General features: G+C 64.1%; 13 protein-coding genes. All 13 read right to left on the minus strand.

All coding sequences use genetic code 11. The annotated features are described in order from the left end of the window. Nucleotides 1-4 precede the first annotated feature (4 nt). Nucleotides 5-2,080 (minus strand): NADH-quinone oxidoreductase subunit NuoG, encoded by a 2,076-nt coding sequence (gene nuoG / locus UP06_RS13690; protein ID WP_045003104.1) that lies wholly within the window; start codon nucleotides 2,078-2,080, stop codon nucleotides 5-7. Between the two features lie 5 nt (nucleotides 2,081-2,085). Further along, entirely contained in the window at nucleotides 2,086-3,411 is a 1,326-nt protein-coding gene (gene nuoF, locus UP06_RS13695) for an NADH-quinone oxidoreductase subunit NuoF (protein WP_045003105.1), read from the minus strand. A gap of 15 nt (nucleotides 3,412-3,426) precedes the next feature. Beyond that, nucleotides 3,427-3,633: a hypothetical protein gene (locus UP06_RS13700; RefSeq protein WP_045003106.1), complete on the minus strand. Its 207-nt coding sequence runs from the start codon at nucleotides 3,631-3,633 to the stop codon at nucleotides 3,427-3,429. Continuing rightward, entirely contained in the window at nucleotides 3,633-4,244 is a 612-nt protein-coding gene (gene nuoE / locus UP06_RS13705; RefSeq protein ID WP_045003107.1) for an NADH-quinone oxidoreductase subunit NuoE, read from the minus strand. Before nuoE ends, UP06_RS13700 begins: the two co-directional genes overlap by 1 nt. Before the next feature lie 11 nt (nucleotides 4,245-4,255). Beyond that, nucleotides 4,256-5,218 (minus strand): FkbM family methyltransferase, encoded by a 963-nt coding sequence (locus tag UP06_RS13710; RefSeq protein WP_045003108.1) that lies wholly within the window; start codon nucleotides 5,216-5,218, stop codon nucleotides 4,256-4,258. Then, nucleotides 5,218-6,414: an NADH-quinone oxidoreductase subunit D gene (locus UP06_RS13715; RefSeq protein WP_045003109.1), complete on the minus strand. Its 1,197-nt coding sequence runs from the start codon at nucleotides 6,412-6,414 to the stop codon at nucleotides 5,218-5,220. Before UP06_RS13715 ends, UP06_RS13710 begins: the two co-directional genes overlap by 1 nt. 2 nt (nucleotides 6,415-6,416) lie before the next feature. Next, nucleotides 6,417-7,031, minus strand: coding sequence for an NADH-quinone oxidoreductase subunit C (locus UP06_RS13720; RefSeq protein WP_045003110.1), 615 nt, complete (start codon nucleotides 7,029-7,031; stop codon nucleotides 6,417-6,419). Between the two features lie 11 nt (nucleotides 7,032-7,042). Beyond that, nucleotides 7,043-7,624, minus strand: a complete 582-nt coding sequence (locus UP06_RS13725; RefSeq protein ID WP_502691310.1) for a NuoB/complex I 20 kDa subunit family protein — start codon at nucleotides 7,622-7,624, stop codon at nucleotides 7,043-7,045. After that, the gene (locus UP06_RS13730; protein WP_027550614.1) at nucleotides 7,621-7,986 is read right to left on the minus strand and encodes an NADH-quinone oxidoreductase subunit A; all 366 of its coding nucleotides are present in this window, start codon (nucleotides 7,984-7,986) and stop codon (nucleotides 7,621-7,623) included. Before UP06_RS13730 ends, UP06_RS13725 begins: the two co-directional genes overlap by 4 nt. 269 nt (nucleotides 7,987-8,255) lie before the next feature. Further along, entirely contained in the window at nucleotides 8,256-8,456 is a 201-nt protein-coding gene (locus UP06_RS13735; RefSeq protein ID WP_156162954.1) for a hypothetical protein, read from the minus strand. Then, complete coding sequence (locus UP06_RS13740; protein WP_045003113.1) at nucleotides 8,453-9,589, minus strand: PepSY-associated TM helix domain-containing protein; 1,137 nt, start codon at nucleotides 9,587-9,589, stop codon at nucleotides 8,453-8,455. The genes UP06_RS13735 and UP06_RS13740 overlap by 4 nt, the downstream gene beginning before the upstream one ends. A 22-nt stretch (nucleotides 9,590-9,611) precedes the next feature. After that, the gene (locus UP06_RS13745) at nucleotides 9,612-11,861 is read right to left on the minus strand and encodes a TonB-dependent siderophore receptor (RefSeq protein ID WP_045003114.1); all 2,250 of its coding nucleotides are present in this window, start codon (nucleotides 11,859-11,861) and stop codon (nucleotides 9,612-9,614) included. Nucleotides 11,862-12,037: 176 nt separating this feature from the next. Continuing rightward, the gene (locus UP06_RS13750) at nucleotides 12,038-12,553 is read right to left on the minus strand and encodes a MarR family winged helix-turn-helix transcriptional regulator (protein WP_045003115.1); all 516 of its coding nucleotides are present in this window, start codon (nucleotides 12,551-12,553) and stop codon (nucleotides 12,038-12,040) included. Between the last annotated feature and the right edge of the window lie 25 nt (nucleotides 12,554-12,578).

Consider the following 12,578-nt stretch of genomic DNA (forward strand, 5'->3'; position numbering starts at 1 on the left):
CAGCTCACTCCGCTGCGGTCAGCATCTGCCCGGAGGCAAGCCGCGAGCATTCCGCCATCACGGCAGACGCACGCGCGATTGGGTTGGTCAAATAGAAGTCCTCGACGAGTGGCTTGAACGGCGCCTTTTCCGTCGAGCCGCCCTTGCCCGCGAGCTTCTTGATCTGGTCGGCAGAGCCGGCCTCGATCTGATCGAGACGGATCAGATGCGGCACGGCCTTGAAGATCGCCTGGCGCAGCGCCGCGAGCGAGTCGTAGCCGAGCTTCTTGCCGAGCGCTTCCGACAGCGCACGCACGATCGCCCAGTCCTCGCGGGCTTCGCCCGGCGGGAACGCGGCACGGCCGGTCATCTGCACGCGGCCTTCGGTGTTGACGTAGATCGCGGACTTCTCGGTATAGGCGGCCGCCGGCAGGATCACGTCAGCGCGATGCGCGCCGCGGTCACCATGGGTGCCGATATAGACGACGAAGGTGCCGTCCGGCGCCTTGATCTCGTCGGCGCCGAGCAGGAACAGCAGATCCAGCGTGCCGAAGGTCGTCATCTGCGCTGCGTTCAGCCCGCCAGGACCGGCCACAAAGCCGATATCGAGCGCGCCGACGCGCGAGGCGGTCTCGTGCAGCACGCCAAGGCCGTTCCAGCCGTCCTTCACCGCACCGACGTCGAGCGCAAGCTTGGCGGCCGCGGCAAGGATGGCGGCGCCGTCGTGACGGGAGGCCGCGCCTGCGCCGACCAGGATGATCGGGTTCTTGGCGTTCTTCAGCACGTCCATGAAGGAGTGCTTGCCGGCCGCGAGCTCACCGAGCGTCTCGCTGCCCGCGCCGAGATGGTCATAGTCATAGGTCAGGTCGGCCTTGGCACCGATCACGCCGACCTTGAAGCCGCCGGCGCGCCAGCGCTTGCGGATGCGGGCGTTGAACACCGCCGCTTCCTTGCGCGGATTGGCGCCGATGATCAGCAGCGCATCGGCCTGCTCGACGCCGACCAGCGTCGGATTGAAGATGTAGGAGCCGCGGCCAAGCGCGGGATCGAAGGCGTCACCGCCCTGCACCGCCAGATTGGCCGAGCCGAACTTGGCGAGCAGATCCTTCAGCGCGAACATCTCTTCGACGCCGGCGAGATCGCCCGCGACCGCGCCGATGCGCTTGCCGTCGGTGCGCGCCGCCTTGGCAGCGATCGCAGCGAAGGCCTCGGGCCAGCTCGCCGCGCGCAGCTTGCCGGCTTCACGGATATAGGGCCGGTCAAGACGCTGAGTGCGCAGGCCGTCGACGACGTGGCGGGTCTTGTCGGAGATCCACTCCTCGTTCACGGCCTCGTTGATGCGCGGCAGCACGCGCATCACCTCGCGGCCGCGGGTGTCGACGCGGATCGCAGATCCCACACCGTCCATCACGTCGATCGACTGGGTCTTGCCGAGCTCCCAGGGGCGTGCCGCGAAAGCATAAGGCTTCGAGGTCAGCGCGCCGACCGGGCAGATATCGACGAGATTGCCCTGGAGTTCCGACGTCAGCGCGTGCTGGAGATAGGTCGTGATCTCCATGTCCTCGCCGCGGCCGGTTGCCCCCATCTCGGGCGCGCCGGCGACTTCCGCCGAGAAGCGGACGCAGCGCGTGCACTGGATGCAGCGGTTCATCGAGGTCTTGACCAGCGCGCCGAGATATTTGTCCTCGACCGCGCGCTTGTTCTCGGCGAAGCGGCTGGTGTCGACACCATAGCCCATCGCCTGGTCTTGGAGGTCGCACTCGCCGCCCTGGTCGCAGATCGGGCAGTCCAGCGGATGGTTGATGAGAAGGAACTCCATCACGCCTTCGCGCGCCTTCTTCACCATCGGCGAACGCGTGGAGATTTCCGGCGGCTCGCCCTTGGGACCCGGACGGCAATCGCGCACGCCCCAGGCGCAGCTTGCGACTGGCTTCGGGCCGCCCTTCACTTCGACGAGACACATCCGGCAATTGCCGGCGATCGACAGCCGCTCGTGATAGCAGAAGCGCGGAATCTCGGCGCCTGCGGCTTCGCACGCCTGAAGCAGCGTGTATTCGGCGGGGACATCGATCTCTTTGCCGTCGATGATGAGCTTGGTCATGCTTCCTACTCCGCCGCGACCATGTTCACGGGATCGCGGACGCCGGCATCGTCGATGTCGGCCTTGTGCGAATATTGGTCGATGCGCGCTTCGATCTCGTGACGGAAATGCGCGATCAGCCCCTGGATCGGCCAGGCTGCTGCGTCGCCGAGCGCGCAGATCGTATGGCCTTCCACCTGCTTGGTGACTTCGAGCAGCATGTCGATCTCGCGCTTGTGGGCGCGGCCATCGGCCATGCGGGTGAGAACGCGCCACATCCACCCCGTGCCCTCGCGGCACGGCGTGCACTGGCCGCAGCTCTCGTGCTTGTAGAAATAGGAGATGCGGGCGATCGCACGGATCAAGTCGGTCGACTTGTCCATCACGATCACGGCCGCGGTGCCGAGACCCGAGCGCAGCTTGCTCAAGCTGTCGAAATCCATCTGCGTGTCGATGATCTGCTCCGCCGGCACCATGCGCACCGACGAGCCGCCGGGGATCACGGCCTTGAGGTTGTCCCAGCCGCCGCGGACGCCACCGCAATGCTTCTCGATCAGCTCACGGAACGGGATGCCCATGGCTTCTTCGACGTTGCAGGGCCGCTCGACATGGCCGGAGATGCAGAACAGCTTGGTGCCGACATTGTTCGGACGGCCGATGCCGGCGAACCAGGCAGCGCCACGACGGAGAATGTCCGGCGCGACCGCGATGGACTCGACGTTGTTGACCGTGGTCGGGCAGCCGTACAGGCCGACATTGGCCGGGAATGGCGGCTTCAGCCGCGGTTGGCCCTTCTTGCCCTCGAGGCTTTCGAGCAGCGCGGTTTCCTCGCCGCAGATATAGGCGCCGGCGCCGTGCGCGACGTAGATGTCGAACGGCCAGCCATTGACGTTGTCCTTGCCGACCAGCTTAGCCTCATAGGCCTGGTCGATCGCGGCCTGGAGATGCTCGCGCTCGCGGATGAACTCGCCGCGGACATAGATGTAGCAGGCATGCGCGTTCATCGCGCAGCTTGCGATCAGGCAGCCCTCGATCAGGAGATGCGGATCGTGCCGCATGATCTCGCGATCCTTGCAGGTGCCGGGCTCGGACTCGTCGGCGTTGACGACAAGATAGCTGGGACGACCGTCGGTGGACTCCTTCGGCATGAAGGACCACTTCAGACCGGTCGGGAAGCCGGCGCCGCCGCGGCCGCGTAGGCCGGAGGCCTTCATCTCGTTGATGATCCAGTCGCGGCCCTTGTCGATGATCCCCTTGGTGCCATCCCAGGCGCCGCGGCGCCGCGCACCCTCGAGCCCCCAATCGTGGAGGCCGTAGAGGTTCTTGAAGATGCGGTCCTTGTCCTCGAGCATATCAGTGCTTTCCGATCAACGATTGGCTTGCTTGTAGGCAAGCCCGGCGGCGCAGACGGCGAAGGTCAGCGCCCAGAGCAGACTGGTTTCCTGCGACGCGCTCATCACGAAGCGCTGAAGCAGGAACATGAAGACGGCCGCGCCCGCGGCATGCATGGCAACGAAGCCCCATTTGTTCACGGCTTCGCTCCTTGAAATGGCCTGGTACGAGAGATCACGCATCAGGTGCTCTCCTTCAGCGTGGTCGGTCCGCCGGCCGGCGCGGAGAACTGGCGGCCGTTCTGCGGACCGGGCTTTGGCGGATTGCCGGAGGCAAAACCGTCGAGCACCTTGCCGAAGGTCTCCTTGGTCAGGTCCTCATAGGTGTCCTTGCCGATCAGCACCATCGGCGCGTTCACGCAGGCACCGAGGCATTCCACCTCTTCCCAGCTGAAATTGCCGTCCTTGGAGAGATGGAAGGGATCGTGATGGATCCGGCTCTCGCAGACATGGATGAGGTCTTCGGCGCCGCGCAGGCGGCACGGCGTGGTCCCGCAGACCTGGACGTGGGCCTTCTTGCCGACAGGGGCGAGCTGGAACATCGTGTAGAAGGTCGCGACCTCGAGCACGCGGATATAGGGCATGTCGAGCATGTCGGCGACGACGCGGATCGCGGCCTCCGACACCCAGCCGTCGTGCTGTTCCTGGACGCGCCAGAGGATCGCGATGACAGCGGAGGCTTGCCGGCCGGCCGGATATTTCGCGATCTGCTGCTTCGCGAACGCAAGGTTCTCGTCCGTGAACGCAAAGCTCGCGGGCTGGACTTCCTGGGGCGCTAATCGGCGGACGGACATCTCTTATTCTCTCACTGCATACGGCGCGTGGTTTTCGCATTCAGGGCATTGATCCTGTCCTGCCAGAATGCGCTTGCGGTGCCGAAAACGTTGTAGCCGACGTGGGTCGAAACCTTGATGCGGTCGAGGATCGACAGATCGCTGACGGTCTCAAGCCGGTTGCTGCGCGGATCGAGCACGATCAGCTTCATCGGGGTCTGTTCGAGGATGTAGCGCGACACCGCGTGTGAGCGGTCGCTGCCGTGCTCCTCGCACATGATGACGCTGTCGGCCTGAAGCAGACGGGCGCCGCCCTTGATCGCCTCGATCTCGACGCCCTCGACGTCGAGCTTGATCAGATATTTGCCGTTCGGAGCGACCTTGCCGTCGTCGATGAGGTTGTCCAGCGCGAGCACCGGAACCTCCTCACCGCCATCAGACACATCGCCGGCGATGCTGAAGGCCTCATGCTTGGTGCCGGACAGCCGCGCAGTACCGCGCGATGCGCCGATCGCGCATTTCATGGTCTCGAAGCGGTTACCGTTGATCCGCGAATTGTTGGCGAGCTTCGGATAGTTCTGCCCTGACGGCTCGATCGCGATCGCCTTGTGCGCGCCGAACGGCTTGCTCGATACCAGCACCGACCAGTAGCCGTAATTGGCGCCGCAATCGAGCAGCGTGTAATCGACGTCGATGGAGTCCGCGAACAGCAGCTCGAGCTCGCCCTCATAGCTGTAGGAGCGGTCGAGCAGCTTGCTCCAATAGCCGTCGCCATAGGGGAATTCAAACGCAGCGTCGGGATTGAGCTTGATCGCAATGTTGCGCTTGGGCAGCGTCTTCGCCAGCAAATTGGCGCAGGCGATGTAGCCCATATGCGAGAAGTGCGACGAGATCTTCGCTCCCGTCACCAGCGCCAAGGCAGCCGTCCGCTCCCACAGGTTGGCCCCTTCAAGGGCCCCCGAGGCACGGTCAAACTGGATTGGCGCCTGCGCCATCACCGATCGACCTCTCCGAACACGATGTCGAGCGAGCCCAAGATCGCCGAGACGTCGGCGAGCAGATGGCCGCGGCAGATGTGATCCATCGCTTGCAGATGCGCAAAGCCCGGCGCGCGGATCTTGCACTTGTAGGGCTTGTTGCTGCCGTCGGAGACGAGATAGACGCCGAACTCGCCCTTGGGCGCCTCGACCGCGACATAGACCTCGCCGGCCGGCACGTGGACGCCCTCGGTGTAGAGCTTGAAGTGGTGGATCAGCGCTTCCATCGAGCGCTTCATGTCGCCACGGCGCGGCGGCGCGACCTTGTTGTCCTCGACGACAACGGAGCCCTTCCCGTCCGGTGCGTTCAGCTTCTGGATGCACTGCTTCATGATGCGCACGGACTGGCGCATCTCTTCCATGCGGATCAGATAGCGGTCGTAGCAGTCGCCGTTCTTGCCGATCGGAATGTCGAAATCCATCTCGGCGTAGCACTCATAGGGCTGCGACTTGCGCAAATCCCAGGCCGCACCCGAGCCGCGCACCATCACGCCCGAGAAACCCCACTCCCAGGCTTCCTTCAGCGGCACCACGCCGATATCGACGTTGCGCTGCTTGAAGATGCGGTTGGCGGTGAGCAGGCGATCGAGATCCTCGACCACTTTCAGGAACGGATCGCACCAGGCCTCGATGTCGTTGACCAGCTTTTGCGGCAGGTCCTGATGCACGCCGCCGACGCGGAAGAAGGCTGCGTGCATGCGGCTGCCCGAGGCGCGCTCGTAGAACACCATCAGCTTCTCGCGCTCTTCGAAACCCCACAGCGGCGGGGTCAGCGCGCCGACGTCCATCGCCTGCGTGGTGACGTTGAGGAGGTGCGAGAGGATGCGGCCGATCTCGCAATAGAGCACGCGGATCAACTGGCCGCGGCGCGGCACCTCGATGCCGAGCAGCTTTTCGGCCGCCATGCAGAAGGCATGCTCCTGATTCATCGGCGCGACGTAGTCGAGCCGGTCGAAATACGGGATCGCCTGCAGATAGGTCTTCTGCTCGATCAGCTTTTCGGTACCGCGGTGAAGCAGGCCGATATGGGGATCGACGCGGGCCACGACTTCGCCGTCGAGCTCCAGCACGAGGCGCAACACACCATGGGCCGCCGGATGCTGCGGACCAAAATTGATCGTGAAGTTACGAAGAACTTCGGGTTGCTCGTTCATGATCAGACCTTCGGCCCTGCTTTTTCATCCCCCGGAAGGACCGGATAATCGGCCCCCTCCCACGGCGACAGAAAGTCGAACTTGCGGAATTCCTGGTTGAGCCGGACCGGCTCGTACACCACGCGCTTCTCCTGGTCGTCGTAGCGAACCTCGAGAAAGCCGGTGGTCGGGAAATCCTTGCGCAGCGGATGGCCCTCGAAGCCGTAATCGGTGAGCAGGCGGCGCATGTCGGGATGGCCGACGAAGATCACGCCATAGAGATCATAGGCCTCGCGCTCGAACCAGTCGGCACCGGGAAACACGTCGATCAGCGACGGCACCTGCGTGGTCTCGTCGGCCTGGGCCTTGAGCCGGACCCGCGTGTTCAGCGCCGGGGACAGGAAGTGATAGATCACGTCGAACCGCTTCTCGCGATCGGGATAATCCACCGCCGTGATGTCGGTGAAGTTGATGAAGCGGCAATTTGGGTCGTCGCGGAGGTACTTGACCACCTCGACGATCTTGCTGGCCTCGACATCAACAGTGAGCTGGTTGAAGGCCACCGTGTGACCGGTGGCGGCACCCGGAAGCGCGCTAACGATCGTTTGCCCCAGGGCGTCGAGCTTGCCATCGTCCATGACGTAAAACCTTAGCGTTCGATGGTACCAGTGCGCCGGATCTTCTTCTGAAGCAGCAGCACGCCGTAGAGCAGCGCTTCCGCCGTGGGCGGGCAGCCCGGCACATAGATGTCGATCGGCACGATGCGGTCACAGCCGCGCACGACCGAGTAGGAATAGTGATAGTAGCCGCCGCCGTTGGCGCAGGAGCCCATCGAGATGACGTAGCGCGGCTCGGGCATCTGGTCGTAGACCTTGCGCAGCGCAGGCGCCATCTTGTTGGTCAGCGTGCCGGCGACGATCATCACGTCGGACTGGCGCGGCGAGGCACGCGGCGCGAAGCCGAAGCGCTCGACGTCGTAGCGCGGCATCGACACCTGCATCATCTCGACGGCGCAGCAGGCGAGACCGAAGGTCATCCACATCAGCGAGCCGGTGCGCGCCCAGGTGATGAGGTCGTCGGTCGCAGCCACGAAGAAGCCCTTGTCGGACAGCTCGGAATTGACCTCGAGGAAGAACGGATCATTGGCCCCGACCGGCTTGCCGGTCGACGGATCCAGGATGCCCTTGGGGGCCGGCGTTACGATGGGGCCAGCCGATGGTGCAGGGTTCAATCCCATTCGAGTGCGCCTTTCTTCCATTCATAGGCGAAGCCCACCGTCAGCACGGCGAGGAACACCAGCATGGACCAGAAGCCGGTCGCGCCAAGCTTGCCGAACGCGACCGCCCAGGGAAACAGGAACGCCACCTCGAGGTCGAAGATGATGAAGAGGATGGCGACCAGATAGAAGCGGACATCGAACTTCATGCGGGCGTCGTCGAAGGCGTTGAAGCCGCACTCATACGCCGAGAGTTTTTCCGGGTCCGGCTGCTGGAACGCCACGATGAAGGGGGCGATCAGCAGCACCAGGCCGATGAGGCCCGCTACCCCTATGAAGACGACGAGTGGAAGATAGTTCTGTAGAATGCCGCTCATTGGCGAGCCCTTTTTCCCGCAGCCTCGGGACAGCCGCGGATTCGTCCAGTTTGGAATTGTTCTGAGCCTTAGCGCAGTGCACCAATGGGCGCAAGACACGCTCTTTTTAGGCCCTTTGCCGCCCCCGAAACGGTGGAAATCCCGGAATCGCCCCGCGCTGGTATGGAGCAGATCGGCCAAGCCAGCAAGGGCGGCCCCTCAGCCTCCCCACCGCCGATCATACGCTCCGCGGGAGCATTCTCCCGCAGGCGGCCACACGTCTTGGACGATTATGCTTTCTTGCTGCGGCGCAGCCAGACCCCGAGAACGACAAGCACGGGCGCCCCCACCGTCACCCAGGCGACATACTGGCCGACCGTGCCCCAGAGCAGCGCGGCCAGCAGGCCGGTGATGGTCGCAGCCGCCAGCAGGATAGGTGCAGCAAAGACACGTATCCACAGGTGCGAAGGGCCGGACGAGCCATGCATCACGACGGGACCGGGGCTCGTTTCGCGAATGCGTCAGTGCGGGCGGGTGCACGCTTGCGCCGCCGGGCCAGCCAGAGATAGAGGCCGCTGCCGATCACAACGATCGTGAGCATGTCGAGCGCAGCCCAGATCACTTTCAGCGGCATCCCGCCATAGTCGCCGAAATGCAACGGCTGCGAGATGAAGAGCGCCTGGAGATACAGCGGCAGTGCCCGACTGTCGGCGACCTCCCCGGTTTCGCCGTCGAGCAGAACCGGCTTCAACAGCCGCGCCGTCAGCGCGGTGTCGCCGCGCATGAAGGCTGCGAAATGGTGCGAGGACGTGAACGGCGTGCCCGGAAACGCGATGAAGGCAATCTCCATCTCCGGGGCCGCCTGTCTGGCGCGCGCCACGACGTCATCGAGCGAGGCGAGATGCGATGGCGGCGGCTTGCCGGCATAGGGCGCGACCATGCTGGCAAGCTCGGTCGCCTTCCACTGGTTCAGCATCAGCTCGGCCCAGGTGTTGACGACGCCGGTCAGCCCGACCACCAGCGCCCAGGCCACCGTCACCACCCCGATCAGATTATGCCAGTCCAGCCAGCGCACGCGGCGCGAGGCATGATCGCGGATGGTCGCAAAGCGCAGGCGGCGAGTGAACGGCCAGTAGAGCACCACGCCGGAGACGATCGCGACGGCGAACAGCAGGCCCATCCCGCCAAGAAACAGCTTTCCGGCCTGGCCTGCGAACATGTCGGTGTGCAGCTTGAGCACGATCAGCATCGGCCCGACACCGACCGGCCCGAGCAGCTTGGCCGAGACCGCATCGAAGGCGCGCAAGGTGGCATTGTCGGGTGCGCCGTCGGGGGCGGTGTTGGTGAAGGCGATCACGATCCCGGGCTCGTCCTTGTCCCAGGAAACGTATTGCAGGACGCGACCGGGATCGGCGGCGAGCGCGGCGTCAGCGACGACTTGGGGCGTCGCGCGCGCCGCGCTCGCATGAGCTTCGGGCTGGGGGGCGTAGCCCAGGAGCTCATCGATCTCGTGATGGAAGATCAGCGGCAGGCCGGTCAGGCAGAGCAAAAGCAGGAATACGGTCGAGATCAGGCTGGTCCAGGTGTGGACCACGGACCAGAGCCTGACCGTGCGCGCCTTCACAAAACCCTCCCCTCGCCTGCGCCTACCATTTGTAGGACACGCTGGCGGTGACGCGCCGGCGATCGCCATAGAAGCAGGACGAGGCCGAGGCGCAGCTCGCGACATAGATCTTGTCGGTCAGATTGATCACGTTGATGGCCGTGCGCCAGTTCTGCCATTCGTAGTGGACCGCGAGATCGCCGAGCACCACCGCGGGAACTTCCAGCGTGTTGGCCGTGTCGGCCCAGGACGAGCCGACGTAACGAACGCCGCCGCCGAACCCAAATCCTTCGAGCGGCCCGTCCTTGAAGGTGTAGTCGGCCCAGCCCGAGATCAGCATCTCCGGCGTGTTGGTCGGCGTCTTGCCGATCAGGGTTGGATCGAGATCCTTGCTGGTGAAGAGGTGGTAAGCGGTGAACGAGCCGATCAGCTTCAGCTCCTTGGTCGCATTGGCCACCGCCTCGAGCTCGATGCCGCGCGAGGTCACCTCGCCGGTCTGGTTTTGCAACAGTGCATTCGACGGATCGGTCGTCGCCACATTCTGGCGCTTCAGGTCGAACACCGAAGCGGTGAAATAGCCGTCAAATCCCTTGGGCGCGACCTTGACGCCGATCTCGGCCTGCTTGCCCGTCTCCGGCAGGAACAGCTGGTTCTGCGCGTTGAGGCCGATGATCGGGTTGTAGCTCGTGGCATAGGAGATATAGGGCGCGATGCCGTTGTCAAAATTGTAGATCAGGCCGGCGCGCCCGCTGAACTTGCTGTCGTCGCGTTGGGCAATATTTGCGCCGGTGTCGCGCGCGACCTGCGACGTCTCGACCCAATCATTGCGGCCGCTCAAGACCAGCGTGAAGTTGCCGAGCTTCATCTGGTCCTGGACGTAGGTGCCGGCCTGCTTCTGCGTGATCTGGAAGTTGCGGAACGGCGCGCCCGTGATCGGAATGTCGAGACCATAGGCGGGATTGAAGACGTTGATCGAAGGCACAGTGCCGAAGTTGAACGCCTGATAGTCGTCGATTTGGTACCCCTTCAAATCAACCCCGAACAGCATCGTGTGCTTCACCGGGCCGGTGCCGAAGCGGTACTCTAACTGGTTGTCGAGATCGGCCTGGTTGGCGGTGTTCTTCGCATACCAATTATAGCGACCCATCGTGGCCGTATTGATGTTGTCCCAACCATTGCCGACGAAGCCGCGATAGGTAACGTCGACATGCGCAAACCGCGCGTTCTGCCGGAACGTCAGATCGTCAGTGAGATTGCGCTCGAACTGATAGCCGAGCATCTCCTGCTCGCGCGTGAACTTGTCGACATTGGGATCGCCGACGAAGAAGCTGGTCGGGATCTTGCCGAACGGCGCGCTGGTCACTGTGCCCTGATAGGGCAGGAAGTTGATGCCGCGGGTATCCTGCTTCGAGGCCGAGGCCAGCACGGTGAAGGTCGTGTCGGCATCCGGCTTCCAGGTGAACGACGGTGCGATGAAGTAGTTGTTGTCCGGCGTGAAGTTGACCTGTGTGTTGCCGTTCTGAACCTGGCCGACGACGCGGTAGAACAGCTTGCCGTCCTGGGGCTGCGTCGCGACGGGACCACCGACATCGAAGCCGACATAGGCATTGCCGAAATTGTTGACGCCGGTCTCGATGTAGCGGACCGGCTCGGTCGGCGGCATCTTGCTGATGACGTTGACGATGCCGCTCGGGCTCGATCCGCCATAGAGCACGGCCGACGGGCCGCGCAGCACCTCGACCCGCTCCATGTTCGGCGGCTGGAGCTTCCAGCTCGCATAGGACGTGTAGAACAGCTGCATGCCGTCGAGGAACAGCCCGATGTCATCGGACTTGAAGCCGCGGATCAGCCACCAGTCGTTGCGCGTATCAGCGCCGAAGGTGCCGGCGCGCACGCCGGCGGTGTAGCGCAGGACCTCGTCGAGCTTATTCGGCTTCTGGTCGCGGATCTGCTCCGCACCGATCACCGAGACCGCCTGCGGCGTCTCCATGATCGGCGTGTTGGTCTTGGTGCCGGACGAACTGCGGTTGGCGACGTAGCCGTGGACGGGGCCGCGCGCAGTCTCGACGAAGCCGACATTGCGTTGCGGCTGCGGTTTCCGGTTGTTGGCCACGGCCGTTGAACGCTGCGCGCGGCGCGGAGCAGTCGTCGCCGCGCGGCGGCGCTGTTCCGGCGCGGTGACGGTCACCGACGGCAGGCTCTGCGCGCCGCTTTGCGCCGACGATTGCGCGAGCGACGCCTGCGGCATCAAAACCCAAGCGGACGCGGTCGCCAACACGGCTGACCGCAGCATTCCAAGACTGTTCAACGCGCCACCCCAAAGCTGCATGCTTGATGCGTCATGCCGCCAGTCCCGTGACGGCATGCGTTTGCGGTGACGCTTATGTGAGGGCGCGCGATTTCCCTAATTGAAAGCTTCTTAGAGACGCTCTTAGAAGCGATCCAACATGTCCAAAGATTGCTGAGAGATCAGCGCGGCGCTTTCTCGGCCTCGAGCATCTCTTCCGCTGTCGCAGTGAGACGCTCGATCTGTGCGAGCAAGGTGTCGAACTCGTCCTTGCTCAGATGTTCCAGCAGCCGTCGATTGCGCTCCTGCGCACCGGCGACGATCGCATCATGCGCGGCGAGTCCTGCCGGCGTCAGCGACACCAGCACTTCGCGGCTGTCTTTGGGGTTGGCCGATTTCACGATCAGCTTGCGCGAGACGAGCTCAGCGAGCGCGCGGCTGATCTGTCCCTTGTCCTGGCCGACCGCTTCGGCGAGTCGCGCCACGCTCATCGGCGGACGCCGGCCGAGCGAGGCGACGAGGCCGAATTCGACCGAGGACAATCCGGCGAGCCGCTTGTAGCGCAGGATGGCGCCGCGCTTGAGCAGATTGGCAAGCACCATCAGCCGCGACGACAGCATCACGGTGATCGGTGCGGGCGCCCCGCTGTCGTCGGCCTCGGGCGATGCGCGCCCGTCCCTGCTCTGTGTCTCGCTCATGTCTCACCTGTGCCAAGAAAGCCGT

Origin of the sequence: Bradyrhizobium sp. LTSP857, from assembly GCF_000938285.1 — a bacterium.
Classification (GTDB): domain Bacteria; phylum Pseudomonadota; class Alphaproteobacteria; order Rhizobiales; family Xanthobacteraceae; genus Bradyrhizobium.

Coding starts and splice junctions, on each gene's coding strand:
- nuoE (WP_045003107.1), bottom strand. CDS start 4,244: ATGTCCGTCCGCCGATTAGCGCCCCAGGAAGTCCAGCCCGCGAGCTTT.
- UP06_RS13710 (WP_045003108.1), bottom strand. CDS start 5,218: ATGGCGCAGGCGCCAATCCAGTTTGACCGTGCCTCGGGGGCCCTTGAA.
- UP06_RS13750 (WP_045003115.1), bottom strand. CDS start 12,553: ATGAGCGAGACACAGAGCAGGGACGGGCGCGCATCGCCCGAGGCCGAC.
- UP06_RS13745 (WP_045003114.1), bottom strand. CDS start 11,861: ATGCTGCGGTCAGCCGTGTTGGCGACCGCGTCCGCTTGGGTTTTGATG.
- UP06_RS13720 (WP_045003110.1), bottom strand. CDS start 7,031: ATGGACGATGGCAAGCTCGACGCCCTGGGGCAAACGATCGTTAGCGCG.
- nuoF (WP_045003105.1), bottom strand. CDS start 3,411: ATGCTCGAGGACAAGGACCGCATCTTCAAGAACCTCTACGGCCTCCAC.
- UP06_RS13730 (WP_027550614.1), bottom strand. CDS start 7,986: ATGAGCGGCATTCTACAGAACTATCTTCCACTCGTCGTCTTCATAGGG.
- UP06_RS13715 (WP_045003109.1), bottom strand. CDS start 6,414: ATGAACGAGCAACCCGAAGTTCTTCGTAACTTCACGATCAATTTTGGT.
- UP06_RS13700 (WP_045003106.1), bottom strand. CDS start 3,633: ATGCGTGATCTCTCGTACCAGGCCATTTCAAGGAGCGAAGCCGTGAAC.
- nuoG (WP_045003104.1), bottom strand. CDS start 2,080: ATGACCAAGCTCATCATCGACGGCAAAGAGATCGATGTCCCCGCCGAA.